Source organism: Achromobacter sp. SD115 (assembly GCF_017355315.1).
Lineage (GTDB): Bacteria > Pseudomonadota > Gammaproteobacteria > Burkholderiales > Burkholderiaceae_B > Achromobacter > Achromobacter xylosoxidans_B.
In genome coordinates this window covers 88,216-105,224 of record NZ_JADIJM010000007.1, presented here as the reverse complement: position 1 = coordinate 105,224, position 17,009 = coordinate 88,216, and the positions used below count along the sequence as shown (strand labels likewise).

16 protein-coding genes are annotated in these 17,009 nt (G+C 67.8%); 7 read left to right on the top strand and 9 right to left on the bottom strand.

The features are described 5' to 3' along the window. Positions 1-17 precede the first annotated feature (17 nt). The 7 genes from IPU70_RS12270 (at position 18) to IPU70_RS12240 (ending at position 7,568) form a co-directional block, all read left to right on the top strand. Positions 18-1,436, top strand: coding sequence for a cache domain-containing protein (locus IPU70_RS12270; RefSeq protein ID WP_207467605.1), 1,419 nt, complete (start codon positions 18-20; stop codon positions 1,434-1,436). After that, complete coding sequence (locus tag IPU70_RS12265; protein ID WP_207467603.1) at positions 1,433-2,080, top strand: response regulator transcription factor; 648 nt, start codon at positions 1,433-1,435, stop codon at positions 2,078-2,080. Before IPU70_RS12270 ends, IPU70_RS12265 begins: the two co-directional genes overlap by 4 nt. 105 nt (positions 2,081-2,185) lie before the next feature. Next, the gene (gene folE, locus IPU70_RS12260) at positions 2,186-2,731 is read left to right on the top strand and encodes a GTP cyclohydrolase I FolE (protein ID WP_062682444.1); all 546 of its coding nucleotides are present in this window, start codon (positions 2,186-2,188) and stop codon (positions 2,729-2,731) included. Between the two features lie 377 nt (positions 2,732-3,108). Continuing rightward, entirely contained in the window at positions 3,109-4,137 is a 1,029-nt protein-coding gene (tauA, locus tag IPU70_RS12255) for a taurine ABC transporter substrate-binding protein (RefSeq protein ID WP_207467602.1), read from the top strand. A gap of 91 nt (positions 4,138-4,228) precedes the next feature. Next, positions 4,229-5,062 (top strand): taurine ABC transporter ATP-binding protein, encoded by an 834-nt coding sequence (locus IPU70_RS12250; RefSeq protein ID WP_013393528.1) that lies wholly within the window; start codon positions 4,229-4,231, stop codon positions 5,060-5,062. After that, positions 5,055-5,882, top strand: coding sequence for an ABC transporter permease subunit (locus IPU70_RS12245; protein WP_207467600.1), 828 nt, complete (start codon positions 5,055-5,057; stop codon positions 5,880-5,882). The genes IPU70_RS12250 and IPU70_RS12245 overlap by 8 nt, the downstream gene beginning before the upstream one ends. Positions 5,883-5,990: 108 nt before the next feature. Then, positions 5,991-7,568, top strand: a complete 1,578-nt coding sequence (locus tag IPU70_RS12240; RefSeq protein WP_207467598.1) for a PLP-dependent aminotransferase family protein — start codon at positions 5,991-5,993, stop codon at positions 7,566-7,568. Here the strand turns inward: IPU70_RS12240 and IPU70_RS12235 are convergent. The 9 genes from IPU70_RS12235 to IPU70_RS12195 form a co-directional block, all read right to left on the bottom strand. Further along, positions 7,548-8,951: an FAD-binding oxidoreductase gene (locus IPU70_RS12235; RefSeq protein WP_207467596.1), complete on the bottom strand. Its 1,404-nt coding sequence runs from the start codon at positions 8,949-8,951 to the stop codon at positions 7,548-7,550. The genes IPU70_RS12240 and IPU70_RS12235 overlap by 21 nt on opposite strands. A 46-nt stretch (positions 8,952-8,997) precedes the next feature. Continuing rightward, the gene (locus IPU70_RS12230) at positions 8,998-9,390 is read right to left on the bottom strand and encodes a nuclear transport factor 2 family protein (protein WP_207467594.1); all 393 of its coding nucleotides are present in this window, start codon (positions 9,388-9,390) and stop codon (positions 8,998-9,000) included. Between the two features lie 187 nt (positions 9,391-9,577). Beyond that, positions 9,578-10,318: an SDR family oxidoreductase gene (locus IPU70_RS12225; protein WP_207467592.1), complete on the bottom strand. Its 741-nt coding sequence runs from the start codon at positions 10,316-10,318 to the stop codon at positions 9,578-9,580. A 150-nt stretch (positions 10,319-10,468) separates the two neighbouring features. After that, positions 10,469-11,446: a GTP-binding protein gene (locus IPU70_RS12220; RefSeq protein ID WP_207467590.1), complete on the bottom strand. Its 978-nt coding sequence runs from the start codon at positions 11,444-11,446 to the stop codon at positions 10,469-10,471. Position 11,447: 1 nt separating this feature from the next. Next, a complete protein-coding gene (locus IPU70_RS12215) occupies positions 11,448-13,103 on the bottom strand; it encodes an amidohydrolase (RefSeq protein WP_207467588.1) in 1,656 nt (551 codons plus the stop codon). A 28-nt stretch (positions 13,104-13,131) separates the two neighbouring features. Continuing rightward, positions 13,132-14,154, bottom strand: a complete 1,023-nt coding sequence (locus IPU70_RS12210) for an ABC transporter ATP-binding protein (RefSeq protein ID WP_207467586.1) — start codon at positions 14,152-14,154, stop codon at positions 13,132-13,134. After that, entirely contained in the window at positions 14,151-15,140 is a 990-nt protein-coding gene (locus IPU70_RS12205) for an ABC transporter ATP-binding protein (RefSeq protein ID WP_207467584.1), read from the bottom strand. Before IPU70_RS12205 ends, IPU70_RS12210 begins: the two co-directional genes overlap by 4 nt. Next, on the bottom strand, positions 15,137-16,039 hold the full coding sequence (locus IPU70_RS12200; protein WP_207467582.1) for an ABC transporter permease: 903 nt from the start codon (positions 16,037-16,039) through the stop codon (positions 15,137-15,139). The genes IPU70_RS12205 and IPU70_RS12200 overlap by 4 nt, the downstream gene beginning before the upstream one ends. After that, complete coding sequence (locus IPU70_RS12195; protein WP_207467581.1) at positions 16,036-17,004, bottom strand: ABC transporter permease; 969 nt, start codon at positions 17,002-17,004, stop codon at positions 16,036-16,038. Before IPU70_RS12195 ends, IPU70_RS12200 begins: the two co-directional genes overlap by 4 nt. Positions 17,005-17,009 lie beyond the last annotated feature (5 nt).

The window sequence follows — 17,009 nt, the reverse complement described above, 5'->3', positions numbered from 1 at the left end:
GCTGATACAAATCCTTCATGAAGCTGCGCCTGAAAATCCTGCTGCTTGCCGCGGTGCCCCTGCTGGTGGCTGTCGCCGCCATCACGGTGGCCGTCTACGTGCAGGGCCTGCAACTGGCGCAGCGCGAAAAACAAGTGGTGGAAAGCGCCTGGCTGGCCAGCAAGGAAGGCGAGCTGCGCCACTACGTCAACCTGGCCTACAGCGCCATCGCGCCGCTGCAGGCGGCGGCCGACGACGACGCCACCCGCCAGCGCGCGCTCGACCTGCTGGCGCAGATGGAATTCGGCCACGACGGCTATTTTTTCGTCTACGACCTGCAGGGCAGGAACCTGATGCACCCGCGCCAGCCGGAACTGGTCGGCCAGGACCTCTGGGAACTGCGCGACACCAAGGGCCAGCCGGTCATCCAGAACCTGCTGACGGCCGCCCGGCGCGGCGGCCAGGACGGCGAAGCGGTGCATTACCTGTGGGAAAAGCCGTCCACCCTCCAGACCGAGGAAAAGCTGGGCTACGTGGTGGTGCTGGAGCGCTGGGGCTGGATGCTGGGCACCGGCATCTACCTGGACGACGTGCAGCAAGCGCTGGAACGCATCGACGCGGCCGCGCAGGCCAATATCCGCAGCATGTTCGCCTGGGTGGCAGGGATTGCCGCCGTGTCGATCCTGGGCGTGGCCGCCTGCGGCCTGGCCCTGAACATCAGCGACCACCGCCAGTCCGACGCCAAGCTGCGGCTGATGGCGCGGCAGCTGGTGCGTTCGCAGGAAGACGAGCGCGCGCGGCTTTCGCGCGAACTGCATGACGGCATCAGCCAGGTGCTGGTGTCGATCAAGCTGTCCCTGGAAGCGGCGCGCGAACGGCTGCGGCAGACACTGCCGACGGAGCCGCGCCAGTTCGCCCACATCGACACCCCGCTGGGCGGCGCGCTGGACCGGTTGAACACCGCCGTGGGCGAGGTCCGCCGCATTTCGCACAACTTGCGGCCCACGCTGCTGGATGACCTGGGCCTGCCGGCCGCGCTGGAACACCTGGGCCGGGAGTTCGCCATTCCCAGCGAGGACGGCGCCCCGCCGCTGGCCGTGCGCCTGCATACCGCCGGACAGCCGGTGAAGCTGCCCGAAGCCTACGCCACCGCCCTGTTCCGCGTCACCCAGGAAGCCCTGACCAATGTCATCCGCCACGCCGGCGCCACCCGCGCCGACCTGACGCTGGCCTATTCTTCGCGCGACCTACGCCTGACCATCGCCGACGACGGCCGCGGTTTCGACTATGCCGAAGTGCAGCAGGATCCGCGCCGCGGCATCGGCCTGCGCAATATGCGCGAGCGCATGAACGCGCTGGCCGGCACGCTGACGTTCCGCTCCACCTCCCACGGCACGGTGCTGCAAGCCTGGCTGCCGCTGCCCGCCGCCCCTCTCCCCGCGAGTCCCGAAGCATGACCGACGCCATCCGACTGCTGTTGATCGACGACCATCCACTGGTGCGGGACGGGCTGCGCCTGCGCCTGGAAACCGTGCCGCAGCTGCGGGTAGTGGGCGAAGCCGGCAACGCCGCCGCCGCCCAGGCCTTCCTGGCCGCCTGCATGGCCGAGGATCCGCAGGGCGGCACCTTGCCGCACCTGGCGCTGATGGACCTGAACATGCCGGGCGTGGGCGGACTGGAGTTGACCGCCCTGCTGCATGAACGCTACCCGCAGATCGCCGTGCTGGTGCTGTCCATGCACGACAACCCCGAATACATGGTGCAGGCGGTCAAGGCCGGCGCGCGCGGCTATCTGCTGAAGGACGAGCCGGCGCAGGAGATCGTCACCGCCATCGACGCCGTCATGGCCGGCCGCAGCTATTTCAGCGCCGCGGTGGCGGTGCGCCTGTCGCAGGCCACGGCCCCCGCCACCATGCTGACGCAGCGCGAACGCGACGTGCTGCGCCACATCGCCAGCGGCGAGGCCAACAAGCAGATCGCGCAGGCGCTGGGGCTGTCGGTGCGCACGGTGGAGACCCATCGCCTGAACATCAAGCGCAAGCTGGGCATAGATGGGCAGGCGGAATTGATCAAGTATGCAGTGGAAAACAGAGGGGTCTGAGCCGGGTCCGGTCCCGGTCTGACCCTTTTCCCGCGCTGCGGTAGACTTGCGTCACCAAGCTACACAGTAAAGCGCCGCAACCAGCGCCGCCCCCAGGAGTCCCCGATGTCATTGGAAAAGCACTACACCGCCATTCTCGAACAACTAGGGGAAGATCCGTCCCGCGAAGGGCTGGCCGACACGCCCGCCCGCGCGGCCAAGGCCATGCGCCACCTGTGCCGCGGCTACGGACAGAACCTGGACGAAATCGTCAACGGCGCGCTGTTCACCTCCGACACGCGCGAGATCGTGCTGGTCAAGAATATTGAGCTGTACTCGCTCTGTGAGCACCACATGCTGCCCTTCATCGGCAAGGCGCACGTGGCCTACCTGCCCAACGGCAAGGTGCTGGGCCTGTCCAAGGTCGCGCGCATCGTCGAGATGTACGCGCGCCGCCTGCAGATCCAGGAAAACCTCAGCCGCCAGGTGGCAGAGGCCGTGCAGTCCGTGACCGACGCCGCCGGCGTGGCCGTGGTCATCGAAGCCCAGCACATGTGCATGATGATGCGCGGCGTGGAAAAGCAGAACTCGTCCATGGTGACCTCCGTCATGCTGGGCGAATTCCACGACAACCCCTCGACCCGGGCCGAGTTCCTGAGCCTCATCCGCTAGCAGGATCTCCTCTCCCCCTTTTGGCGCATGTCGCGGGCCCGCCCCGCCGCGCCGGCCGCGCCAGTCCTCGCGTTGCCGGCGAGGCGGGCGGGCCTGGATCTTTTTGGCTCCTACTGATTAGGGCATCTGGACCTAGCGTTCTGGCCCCATCCGGGCAAACTGGCTTCAGTGTCCTGTCCCGCAGATGCGTCCGCATGACGAAATTCATCCATAGTCGTCAGGGCTAGGCGCAAACCGCAGCGATACCCGTAGGTATCGCGAGGATTTGCAACGACGCACTGGCGGCTATGGGTGGATTTCGTGCGGGCGTATCTGCGGGACAGGACACCAGCATGCCGGTCGCGCCGGAGCGCGGCCGTTCCCTCCCGGAGATCTCCATGAACGCGATATTCCGCCTCATCCGCCGCTGCACCCTGGCCGGCCTGGCCGCCGCGCTGCTGGCCGCTCCCGCCTATGCCCAGACCAAGCTGGTGGTGGGCTACCAGCTGATCGTCGGGCCGTTCCTGTCGGCGATCGCCGACGGCAGTTTCGACAAGGCCCTGAAGGACGCCGGCTACCAGGTGGACTGGCGCCAGTTCACCTCCGGCGGCGACATTTCCACTGCGCTAGCCTCCGGCAACGTGCCGGTCGGCGTGCTGGGCTCCACCGGCATCACCGCCGCCGCCACCCGCGGCGTGGACATGGAGCTGTTCTGGATCCTGGACAACATCGGCAAGTCCGAGGCGCTGGTGGCGCGCAACGGCTCCGGCATCAACAGCACGGCCGACCTGAAAGGCAAACGCGTCGCCACGCCCTTCGTGTCCACCTCGCACTTCCATCTGCTGGTCGGGCTGGAACAGGTCTGGAAGATCAATCCGCGCGACGTGCGCATCCTGAACATGCAGCCGCCGCAGATCGTGGCCGCCTGGCAGCGCGGCGATATCGACGCCGCCTACGTCTGGCCGCCCGCGCTGACCGAGATCGCCAAGAGCGGCAAGATCATTGCCGACTCGGAACAGATCGGCAAGGCAAGCGTGCCGACCTTCGACGGCATCGTGGTCGACCGCGCCTGGGCCGCCAAGAATCCCAAGTTCATGGCCGCCTTCACCAGCGTATTGGCCAAGTCCTATGCGGACTACCGCGCCAACAGCGCCAAGTGGACCGCTGACTCGCCCCAGGTCAAGAGCATCGTCAAGCTGATCGGCGGCAAACCCGAGGACATGGTCGAGGCGCTCCAGTTGCTGGTGTTCCCGACCGTGCAGGAACAGGCCTCCAATGTCTGGCTGGGCGGCGGCAAGGACTCGGGCGCCGCGCGCGCCTTCGCGGCCAGCGCCCAGTTCCTGAAGGACCAGAAGCAGATCGACAAGGCCCTGGCCGACTACAGCCCGCACGTCACGGACAAGTACGCCAAGGCGGCAGAGAAGTAAGGGACGCTTACGGCCAAGGCGGCCCGTCCGGCGCCGCCTGCCCAGCGTCCCGCAGGGCTGCGCGCAGCCCGTCGCATCAAGGGGAGCCGGCATGACCATGCAGTCCACGTCCGCCACGCAGAGCCTGTGCGCGGAGAAAGTCAGCGTCACCTACCCCGGCCTGCACGACAGCGGTCCGGTCATCGCGTTGCAGAACGTCAACCTGACCATCCAGCCGGGGGAGTTCGTCGTTGCGCTGGGCGCCTCGGGTTGCGGCAAGACCACCCTGCTCAGCTTGCTGGCCGGGTTCCTGTCGCCGACCGAGGGCGAGATCACGCTGGGCGGCAGGCCCATCGTCGGACCCGGCGCGGACCGTGGCGTGGTGTTCCAGAAACATGCCCTGCTGCCCTGGCTGAACGTGCTGGAGAACACCGAGTTCGGCTTGAAGCTGCAAGGCGTGGACAAGGAAACCCGCCGCGCCCGCGCCCGCCGCAACCTGGAACTGGTGGGCCTGCAGGACTTCCACCGCCACATGATCTACCAGCTGTCCGGCGGCATGCAGCAGCGCGTGGGTATTGCGCGCGCGCTGACCTGCAATCCCGCCATGCTGCTGATGGACGAGCCCATGGCGGCGCTGGACGCGCTGACCCGGGAAACCATCCAGGAGCTGCTGCTGGACATCTGGCGGCAGACCAACAAGATGTTCTTCTTCATCACGCACAGCGTCGAAGAAGCGCTGTTTCTGGGTTCGCGGCTGATCGTCATGTCGCCCCGCCCGGGCCGCATCACGCACACCTTCACGCCGGACTTCAACCGGCGCTACCTGGAGACCCGCGATGGCCGCAGCATCAAATCCAGTCCCGACTTCATCGCCATGCGCGAACAAGTCCTTGGCATCATCTATGGCGACGAGCGAGCCTCTTCCCCCCAAGGCTTCCATGGCTAGCAGCCGCACGGGACACAAGCCCGCCGCGCCAGGCAGGGTCTACGGCGCGCCGGGCGCGGGCTACAGCGGCCACATCAGCCTGATCACCAGCCTGGCGCTCATCGGGCTGTGGTTCCTGGTGACCAGCGCCGGCTGGGTGCGGCCCTTGTTCCTGCCCTCGCCCCTGGCCGTGTACGACAAGTTCGTCTCGGCCATGACCGACGGCGTGGCCAATTCGACGCTGACGGAACATGCGCTGGCCAGCCTGTCGCGGGTGTTCGGGGCCTTCTTTCTGGCCTGCGTGACCGCCATTCCGGTCGGCATCCTGATGGGCGTGAACCGCTACGCGCGCGGCATCTTCGATCCGCCTATCGAGTTCTACCGCCCGCTGCCGCCGCTGGCCTATCTGCCGCTCATCATCATCTGGTTCGGCATCGGCGAATTCCCCAAGGTCCTGCTGATCTACCTGGCGATCTTCGCGCCCATGGCGATCGCGGCCCGCGCCGGCGTGCGCTCGGTGTCGATCGAACAGATCCACGCCGCCTACGCCATGGGCGGCACGCCGGCGCAGATCGTCTGGCATGTGATCCTGAAGGCGGCCATGCCGGAAATCTTCACCGGCATGCGCATCGGCATCGGCGTGGGCTGGACCACGCTGGTGGCCGCCGAAATGGTGGCCGCCGACCGCGGGCTGGGCTTCATGGTGCTGAACGCGGCCCAGTTCCTGGCCAGCGACACCGTCATCATGGGCATCATCGTGATCGGCGTGTTTGCCTTCGCCTTCGACCTGCTGGTCCGTTATCTGGAGAAATTCGCCATCCCCTGGAAGGGACGGGTCTGAACGCCGCCCGGGCAATCCCTCATTTATTCCCCCATCCGGCTCCTCTATCCTCAAGAACGGCGCCTGCGCAGCGGCTACCGGCTGCGCGGGCCTACACAAGGAGCCGTCATGTCCAGCCAGGCCTCGATGCTCAAGCCTGTGTTGTGGGAGCGCCTGTTCGAACGCGAAAGCGCGCCCAATCTCAGCCTGCAGGGCTGCGTGCGCCAGATGCTGGTGTCCGCCATCCTCAGCGGCCACCTGCCGCCCGGCACGCCGGTGCCGTCCAGCCGGCATCTGGCCGACCAGCTGCGCATCGCGCGCAACACCGTCGTGTTCGCGTATCAGCAACTGGTCAGCGAGGGTTATCTGGTGTCGCGCGAACGCAGCGGCCACTTCGTCAGCGACACGGTCATGCGGGGCCACTCGGGGCCCGCGTCCGATGCCCCGCCCGCCGACGGCGGCGAACCGGACGTGCGCTGGGACGAAAGACTGCGCTTCCGGCCATCCCGCCAGCGCAACATTACCAAGCCGCGCGACTGGCAGAAGCAGCCCTATCCCTTCGTCTACGCGCAGTTCGACCAGGACCTGTTTCCCACCGCGGAATGGCGCGAGTGCTGCATCAAGGCGCTGTCGGTGCTGGACATCCGCAGCTGGGCGCCCGACCTGATCACCCACGACGATCCCGCGCTCATCGAGCAGATCCGCACCCAGGTCCTGCCGCGCCGCGGCGTCTGGGCGGATGCCGAGGAAATCGTCATCACCGTGGGCGCGCAGCATGCGCTCTATCTGCTGGCCGACCTGCTGGTCAATGAAGACACCGTGGTCGGCATGGAAGACCCCGGCTACCCCGACGCCCGCAACATCTTCGCCAGCCACACGCGCAACCTGCTGCCCTTGCCGGTGGACGAACAAGGGCTATGCAGCGGCACCCATCTGCTGGGCTGCGACTACATCTTCGTCACGCCCGGCCACCAATGCCCCACCACGGTGACGCTATCGCCGGAGCGCCGCCAGAACCTGCTGACGCTGGCGCGCCAGGCCGACAGCCTGATCATCGAGGACGACTTCGAAAGCGAAAGCCGCTGGGGCGAAGGCGCGATTCCCGCATTGAAGAGCCTGGACCGCGACGGCCGCGTGATCTACGTGGGCAGCCTGGCCAAGTCCTTCGCCCCAGGCTTGCGCATCGGCTACATCGTGGCCCCGCGCGAGCTCACCGCCGAACTGCGCGCCCTGCGCCGCCTGATGCTGCGCCATCCGTCGGCTTACATCCAGCGCGCGTTCTCGCTGTTCATTTCGCTGGGCCACCACCATTCACTGTTGCGCAGGCAGTCCCAGGCCTACCAGGAACGCGGCACCGAACTGGCCCGCGCGCTGGCGCGGCACTTGCCTGATTTCAAGTCCATCCCCATCACCGGATCCTCGTTCTGCTGGCTGCAAGGCCCGCCCTGGCTCAACGCCGTCGAGCTGTCCGAGGCGGCACTGGCCGAAGGCGTGGTGGTCGAGCCGGGCGACGTTTTCTTCATGAACGGCGCCGACGCGCCGCGCAACTTCCTGCGCGTCGGCTTCACCTCGATCCGGCCGGAGCACATCGAACCCGGCATCGCCAGACTGGCCAAGGTGGTCGAGCGCTACCGCCGTGCCGCCGCCGGCAATAAAAAGGCCCCTGAGGGCCCGGACCTGCACACGCTAGAGCATTTCGTCTCGTAGGTAGTACCAGCGGTACAGCAGGCCCTGACCCAGCCTGCGGAACGGCGCGAACATATGGCCCGGCAAGGGCGAGTCGTAGATCGGCAGGTCCCAGGCCACGCCGTCCTTGCCCATCATCCGCTGCGCCAGGCGCTTGCCGGCGTGGGCCGAGAACGCCACGCCGTTGCCGCCGTAGCCGAAGGCGTAGTAGACCGGCTGCGCCGGATCGGGCTGCGTCACGCGCGGCATCATGTCGTGGCTCACGTCCACCCAGCCCCACCAGGAATAGTCCACGTCCACGCCCGCCAGCGTGGGAAACTTGCGCGCCAATCCCTCGCGCAGCAGCGCCAGATGGCGCGGATGCTGTGCGTCGGCGCCGCGCAGAGCGCTGCGGCTGCCTATCTGCATGCGGCCGTCGGGCAGCAGGCGGTAATAGAAGCGCAAGGTCCGCGTGTCGGTGATGAACACCGTGCTTTTCAGCCCCGCGGCGTCGCGCTCAGCCGGGGTCAGCACCCGCGTCACCAGCGAGTTCGACAGCACCGGCATGATGCGGTTGTCCAGCAGACGGTTGACGCCTTGCGCGGTGTAGCCGCCGGTGGCGAATGCCACGCGGCGCGCGCGTACATAACCGTTCGGGGTCTGCAGCCGCACGCCGCCATTCTCCGAACGCCAGCCCAGCACCGGACTGCCCGGATGAATGCGCACGCCCAGCGCCCGCGCCTGCCGCATGTAGCCGTAGGCAAGCTTCAAGGGATGCACGCCCACGCCGTCAGGCTCGTGCATCGCGCCCACCGCCTCGCGGTCGTACACGTAGCGCTCGCGCAATTCCTCCCTGCTCAGCATCCTGGCGTCGTAGCCGAACACGTCGCGCATCACGCGGGCTTCGTTCTCCAGGAAGGCCATCTTCTTCTGGCGGTGCGCCGTGTAGAGATGGCCGCCCGGCTGCGCGTCGCAATCCACCTGGGCCACCAGGCTCTTCCAGTATTCAAAGCCTTCGCGGATCTCCGCGTCCAGGCGTTTGGCCGTCGCCAGGCCCCAGCGCGCTATCCATTGCGAACGGTACAAACGCCCGGACGCGTTCTGCCCCTGGCCGCCGTTGCGGCTGGTGCAACCCCACACCGCGCGGTTGGCTTCCAGCACCACGGCCTTGACGCCGAAGTCACGGGCCAGCGTCAGAGCCGCCGACAGGCCGGTAAAGCCGGAGCCCACGATCACCACGTCGGCGTCGATATCGCCGTCGACCGGGCCGTCGTCCTCGGGCGGCTGGCCGGCGGTCGCGACCCAGTAGGTGGGCGCGTAGTCCTGGCCGCGCCCGGGCGGGGACACCAGCGGATCGTAGGCCGGGTTGTACGCGCTGATCGCCGTCCGGCCAGCGGGGGCCGGCCCTACAGATTGGAAGGACATTTGAGTATCCATGCTGCGTTCCGGTTGCTGGGTGCGAAAGGCGGCCTCAGCCGCGCGCCGGCAAGGCCGGGCGCTGCTTGCGGTAGGCGTTCTTCACGCGGATCTTGCCGTCCTGGAAGGTGAACACGTCCACCATGTCCGCCTCCACGCGGGAGCCGTCGGCGGCGGTGCCGGTAAAGGTGGATTCGGACACGCCGCGGTCGCCCGCGACCCAATGCGTGCCGTTCTGCCACTGCGCATCGGGGAAGTTCGCCCAGGCCGCGGCAAAGGCCGTGCGCACCGCGTCGCGCCCTTCATGGCGCGCGCCCCATCGTTCGGGGCCGGCCACGGTCTCGAACACGCAGTCCTCGCTCATGAAGGACATCAGGGCATCGATATCGTGTCGGTTCCAGGCCGCCGCGAATTCGGCCAGCATGTCGGCGGTGACGGTCTTCTGCATTGCATACCTCCGATAGACGCCGGCGCGACACGCGCCAGCATTCAGATCAAAGGTAAGTGAGCCCCCAGGCAGGGTCTAGAACCAGAAGCGGGAAATCGCTTGCACCAGACGCAACATCGGGCGGCGGGCCGCGCAACGCGCTCCCCGCCCCCCGATGCCATGCCTTGCGGTGTTCCCGGACTGCGGGCTACAGCGTCATCCCGCCATCGGCTGTCAAACTGGCGCCCGTCATGTATCCGAATTCCGCGCTTGCAAGCCATGCCACCAGCGACGCGATTTCGTCGGCGCTGCCGGCGCGCTGCAGCGGAATCAGCGGAATGACCGCGTCCAGATGGTTGACCGTCATGTCGGTCTGGATAGGCCCGGGCTGCACGTTGTTGATCGTAATGCCGCGCGGCGCAAGGTCGAGGGCGATGCCCTTGACCATCGTCGCCACCGCCGCCTTCGTCATCGCATAAACGCTCACGGCCGGCCCGCCGATGCGCGCGGCCACGTTGCTGCCGATCGTCACAATCCGGCCGCCGCGCTCGAGGTGCGCAGCGCCCGCCTGGATCGCCAGGAACACGCCCCGCACGTTGACGGCCAGCATCTGGTCTAGGTCTGCCACGCTCACGTCGGCCACGCCACCCAGCTTCAGAATTCCCGCGTTGACCACGACGACGTCGAGCCGCCCGAAATGCTCGACCGCCCGCGCGGCGGCCAGCCGGATCGCCTCCGCGTTCGCGCTATCGGCATGGATGGCCAGCGCCTTCGCCCCGCACTCCTCAATCGCGGCGGCGGTCTCGCGCGCTCGCTCGGGCGCCGATAGGTAGGTGAACGCTACATCCGCGCCGTCGGCCGCCAGCCGCCGGCCAATGGCGGCGCCGATGCCGCGCGAACCGCCGAATACGATTGCGGCCTTGCGCAAGCCGTTGGAAGTGCCTGTCATGATTCGCTCCTTGGTAGACCGATGGGTCAAATTGCAGCCGGAAAAAGGCCGGCTATCGAACCGGCGAATTCTCCCGTTTGCATCGAGTCGATCAATGACAAAAAAATTGACAGGCAATCCAATAAATTTGTATTTCTCTGCGTCCGTCCCTCAAACCGCCGCCGGCGCCAGCCATGCAGCAACCTCCACGGGCTTGATCGCCCCGCGCAAGCCGATCAGCACCAGCGATGGCCCGTCCAGATCCGTGGGCGGCCTGGCCTGCGTGTCATAGCGCACACGCCGGCCCGCCAGTTGCACCAGCACCAGGCCGTGCCGGTCGGTGCGCACCCAACCCTTGGCGCGCAGCAATTGCCGCGGCGCCTCGCGCAGCCTGCTGGCGAGCCTGTCGGCGTCGAGCAGCGCGGGCGCGCGCCACAGCCAGCTCTGGAACGGATGGTCGGGATCGTCGGACGTTGCGGCGTGAACGTGTCCGGGGTGCCCGCAAGCACCGCTGGCGCATTCATGCGCGAGGCCGCGCGCCTCACCCTCCTCCTCGCCCAGCAGGTGGCGCAGGTCCACCCGCCCTTCCCGCGCGTCAACCATCGCAGCCCCGTGCGTCGCCGCGCGCAACCACAGGCGTAGCCCCGGCAACTCCCGGGCGGACACCAGGTCGGTCTTGTTCAGCACCAGCAGATCCGCCGCCTTGAACTGGCGATCCAGCGTATCGGCCAGCAAGGGATCCGCCGCCAGCGTGCGCACGTTCGCGGCGTCGGCCAGCACCACCACGCCCTCCAGCTGCAGCATGGGATCGGACATGCCGACCTGCGCGATGCGGCCCGGATCCGACACCCCGCTGGCCTCGATCACGATCCATTCGGGCAAGGGGTCCAGCGCCAGCACGCGCGCCAAGGCATCGTCCAGACCACCTGCCATCGAACAGCAGACACAGCCGTTGGCCAGCCTGATCACCTGGTCGCTGCGCTGCGCGATCAGTCCGGCGTCGATGTCCACCGGGCCGAAGTCATTCACCAGGACCGCCGCACGGCGGCGAGTGGTGGATAGCACATGATTGAGCAAGGTCGTCTTGCCCGCGCCCAGAAACCCGCCCACCACGGTCAGCGCGATGCGCGCTCCGCCCAACGGCGCCATCTCAGGCCTCCCGCAACGCCAGCGGCCTGCCGCCGATGACCGTGCCCAGCACGCGTACGTCCTTCAGCTGCTCGGGCGGCACTTCCAGCGGATCGTCCTGCAGCACGCAAAAATCGGCATGCTTGCCGATCTCGATGGAGCCCACCAGATGGTCCAGGTGCAGGGTGTAGGCCGCGCCCAGCGTCACGGCGTGCAGGGCCGCCTCCACGCCGATGCGCTCGGATTCGCCCAGCACCTTGCCCGAGGAAGTCTGGCGATTGACCGCGCACCAGGCCGTGAACAGCGGTCCCAGCGGCGTGATGGGCGCGTCCGAGTGGATGGAGAACGGCACGCCGGCGCGCGCCGCCGAAGCGCAGGCGTCCATGCGCTTGGCGCGGTCCGGCCCCATGGTCATGGCATGGTGCGCATCGCCCCAGTAAAAGATGTGGTTGGCGAAAAGATTGGCGCACATGCCCAGACTGGCCATGCGCCGGAACTGCGCCGCGTCGGCCATCTGGCAATGCTGCAAGGTATGGCGGTGGTCCCGGCGCGGACTGCGGCGCAGGGCGCGGTCGACGGCGTCGATGGCAAGCTCGGTGGCTTCATCGCCATTGGTGTGGATATGCAGCTGCACGCCGGCATCGTGATACGTCTGGACCATGGCGTCCAGTTCGGCCGGCGCGATCACCCAGATGCCGTTGGGCGCGCCGTTGTAGTAGCCCGGCCAGCGCAGCCTGGCCGTAAAGCCCTGGATCGAGCCGTCCACCACCAGCTTGACCATGCCCAGATGCAGCTTGTCGTTGTTGAGCCGCCGGGCATCCTCCAACTTGGCCAGGCAGCGCGCCGGATCGCCCGCATACGTCAGCGCGGACGCGGCGGGCACGATGCGCACCGGATAGTCCGGTTCAGAGGTGATGCGCGCCAGTGTCGCCAGGCCGTCGTCCCCCAGCTCGTTGACCAGGTCCGTGGCGGTCGTGACGCCTGCCCACTGAGCCACCTTGCCGAACATGCGCAGGCCCTCTTCCGACACGCCCACGGTGCGGAACGGGCTGCCGATCAGGCGCATGACGGGAAACATGGCCGCGAATTCGCAGAGCTCGCCGCTGGGGCGCCCATCGTCCATGCGGGTAATGCCTTCGATATCGGTATCGCGGTCGATGCCGGCACGCGCCAGCATCGGGGTATTCACGTTCATCAGGTGCATGCTGGCGTGCATCACCACCACGGGCCGCTCGGCGGAAACGGCGTCCAGGTCCTGCACACGCATGCGCGCGCCGTCGAAGAAGATCGGATCGAAGCCCCAGCCGATCAGCGTTTCGCCGGCTGGTAAGGCACGCTCGGCCTCGCTCAGCCGGGCAGCCACCGCGTCGAAGCTCTTCAGGCCTTCCCAAAGCCGGCCGTCCGGCCCGCGCCGGTCGTAATAGCCCACGTACACGAACTTCCACATGCCGCCTTCCGGCAGGTGGCAATGCCCTTCCACCAGGCCGGGCATGAGCACTTTGTCCGCATAGCGTTCGTCAAGTTCGGCAGGCCCCCAGCCCGCCAGGTCTTCGCGGCTGCCCACGCCCAGGATGCGGCCCTCGCGCACCGCCACGTGGGTGGCGCGCGGCTGCATCGGGTTCATGGTCAGGATGCTGCGCGCGGCATAGATCGTGGTTCGTGCGCGGGTCTGGGTCATCGGTCTGTCCTTCTATCAGAGGGTGGGCTTATCCCTGCAGCGGCGACACCAGGACGCCATCGCGGGATTCGACGAAATGGCAGGCCACGCGGTGGCCCGGCGCGACTTCGCGCAGGGCCGGCTCACGCGTGGCGCAGAGCGGCTGCGCGGCCGGGCAACGGCCGGCGAAGCGACAGCCGGGCGGCGGATCGACCGGGCTGGGCGGATCCCCCGCCAGCCGTACTCGGCGGGCGGCAAGTTCGCGCCCGCCCTTCACGGTCGGCACCGCCGACATCAGGGCGACGCTGTAGGGATGCAAGGGGCGCGTGAAGAAGGCGTTGCGCGAGGCCTGCTCGATGATCTTGCCCAGATACATGACGGCGATGTCGTCGCAGATGTGCTCCACCACCGCCATGTCGTGCGAGATGAACAGGAATGACTGCCCCTGCTCGCGCTGGATGCGCCGCAGCAGGTTCAGGATCTGCGCGCGGATGGCGATGTCCAGGGCGGACACCGGCTCGTCGCAGACGATCAGGTCCGGCGCGCTGGCCAGGGCCCGGGCCACGTTCAGCCGCTGCCGCTGGCCGCCGGAGAACTGGTGCGGAAACAGCTGCCGCTGTTCCGGGCGCAGGCCCACCAGCTCGAACATGCGGGCCACCCGCGCCTCGCGTCCTCCCGGCGGATCGATGCCCATCAGGTCCAGCGGCGAACGCACGATATCACCCGCGCGCTGGCGCGGATTGAGCGAGGAATACGGATCCTGGAACACCAGCTGCACGCGGCGGCGCATGCGGCGCAGGGCCGAACCGCTCAACGCCGTCATGTCGGTGCCGTCGAAGTGGATGGAACCCGCGGTCGGATCCGCCAGGCGCAGCACCGACAAGGCGGTAGTGGTCTTGCCCGAACCGGACTCGCCCACGATCGCCAGGGTGCGGCCGCGCTGCAGCTCGAAGGACACGCCGTCCACGGCCTTCACGACGACGGGCTTGCCGTCGCGTCCGCGTCCGCCAATGGGGAAATGCACGGCAAGATCGCGCACCGACAGCAAGGCGGGAGATTGCGGTGATGTCATCGCACGACCTCCGGATACAGCCAACAGGCGACTTCCTGGCCCTCGCCCACGCGGGTCAGGGGCGGAAACGCCTCACGGCAGCGCGCCATGGCCTGCCCGCAGCGCTCCATGAAGGGGCAGCCCGCGCCGCGTTCCCAGATCGAAGGCACCACGCCGGGAATCTCCGGCAGTTCCGGGCGGATGTCGTCGGGCTCGCGGTCCAGTTCCGGCAGACAGGCGATCAGCCCCTGGGTGTAGGGATGGCGCGGCTGCGCCAGGATTTCGCGCACGCCACCCTGCTCCACCACCCGCCCGCCGTACATGACCACCACGCGGTCGGCCATTTCCGACACCGCGCCCATATCGTGCGTGATCAGCAGCACCGCGGTGCCGCGCCGGGCCTGCTGCTCGCGCAGCAGGTCGAATATCTGCGCCTGCACCGTCACGTCCAGCGCGGTAGTGGGTTCGTCGGCGATCAGCACGTCCGGATCGCAGGCCAGCGCGATGGCGATCATCACGCGCTGCCGCATGCCGCCTGACATCTGGTGTGGATAGTCGTCCACGCGCCGCTCGGGCAGGGGGATGCCGACAGACTTCAGCATCTCGATGGCGCGCTCGCGGGCCTGGCTCTTGCTCAGGCCCTGGTGCAGCCGCAACGGCTCCGCGATCTGGTCGCCGACCGTGTACACGGGATTCAACGCCGTCATGGGCTCCTGGAAGATCATCGATATCTTGTTGCCGCGCACCCGGCGCATGGCCTCTTCGTCGTGGCCGGCCAGGTCATCGCCGCGCAGGCGCACGCTGCCCCCGCCTATGCGCCCCGGCGCGGGAATCAGCCGCATGATGGCCAGCGCCGTCATGCTCTTGCCGCAGCCGGATTCGCCCACCAGACACAGGGTCTCGCCAGGGTTCAGGGCAAAGCTCACCGCGCTCAGCACCTCGGCCGCGCGCCCGCGCGCCTGGAATTCCAGGCTCAGGCTATCCACCTCCAGCACCGGGGCGTTCATGCCCGCCCCCGCGAGTTGGGATTCAGCGCGTCGTTCAGCCCGTCGCCGATCAGGCTGACGGCCAGCACGGTCACGAAGATGGCGGCGCCCGGCAGGGTCACCGCCCACCACGCGGTCAGGATGTAGGGGCGATTGCTACCTATCATCAGGCCCCAGCTCATGATATTGGGATCGCCCAGGCCCAGGAACGACAGGCCGGCCTCGAACAGAATCGCCATGCCTATCGCCAGCGTCGCGGACACGATCAGCGGCGCCAAGGCATTGGGCAGGATCACCCGCCAGATGATGCGGGCGTCGCCCGCGCCTATCACCCGCTCCGCCAGCACGTACTCGCGGCGTTTCAGGCGCAGGAATTCGCCGCGCGCCAGCCGCGCCGTGCCTGTCCAGCTGACCACGCCGATCGCCACCGCGATGGTCGCGAGCGAAGGCGAGAACAGCGTCACCAGCACCATGGCGAACAGCAAGGTGGGCAGCACCTGGAAGAACTCGGTGATGCGCATCAGGGTTTCGTCGATCCAGCCGCCGTAGTAGCCCGCCAGCGCCCCCACCGTCAGCCCGATGGCCATGGACAGCACCGCCGCCACCACGCCCACCAGCAGCGTGGCGCGGCCGCCGTAGACCATGCCGGTCAGCACGTCGCGGCCCAGGTAGTCGGTACCCATCAAGGCGTCCGCGCCCGGCGGCGTCATCGGCGCGCCGGCGATCTCGAAGGGGTCCGCCTGCATGACCATGGGGCCGAAGATCGTCACCGCCAGGATGACGGCCAGCAGCAGCACGCCGGCCAGCGCCGAGGGATTGCGCGCGAACACCCGCAGGGCCTCGTACGACGGACGGGCCGGCGGCCGCGCCGCCTGGGCCTGCAAAGCGGCAACGGGAACGGCGGAAGGAGTCTGGCTCATGAGGTCTTGATCCTGGGATCGATCAGGCGGTAGGCCAGATCGGTAAGCTGATTCATCACCACCACCAGCAGCGAGGCGAACAGCAGGATGCCCAGCAGCGTGGGATAGTCGCGCCTGAGCACGGAATCGAAGGCCAGCCGCCCCAGCCCCGGCCAGTTGAAGACCGTCTCGACCAGGATCGCGCCCGCCAGCACATTGCCGAACTGCAGGCCCAGCATGGTCACCACCGGCAGCACGCCGTTGCGCAGCGCGTGCTTGTACAGCACGGTGCGTTCCGGCAGACCCTTGGCGCGCGCGGTGCGGATGTAGTCGGCCGACAGGGCCTCCATGACGCTGGCGCGCGCCAGCCGGCTGTACTGCGCCAGGTAGACAAATGCCAAGGTGAAGGCCGGCAGCACCAGATGGTGCAGCACGTCCAGCACGCCGGCCCAGCCGTCCTGGGGTCCGCCGGCAGAGCGCATGTCGGACACCGGGAAGATCGGCAGCACCGAGGCGAACAGGATGATGAGGATGATGCCGGTCCAGAACACCGGCGCGGAATAGCCCACCACCGACAGCAGCGTGATGCCTTGCGACAGCGGTCCATTGGGCTTGCGCGCGGCCAGCGTGCCCAACAGCGTGCCTGCCAGGAAAGCGCTCAGCACCGAGGTCACCACCAGCAGCAGCGTGGCCGGCACGCGATCCCAGATCAGTTGCGCCACCGGCACGTTGAAAAAGTAGGAATAGCCCAGGTCGCCGCGCAGCACCTGCATCAGATAGATGCCCAGCTGCGTCAGGAAGGGTTGATCCAGCCCGTACTGCGTGCGCAGCTGCGCACGCAGTTCTTCGCTGAGGCCGCCCATGGAGCCGGCGATGGTCTCCACCGGATCGCCCGGCGAGATGTGGATCAGCAGGAAGTTCAGCGTCACCACGGCCAGCAGCAGCACCAGCGCGTAGGCCAGGCGGCGCAGGAGATAGCGCGTCATGGCGG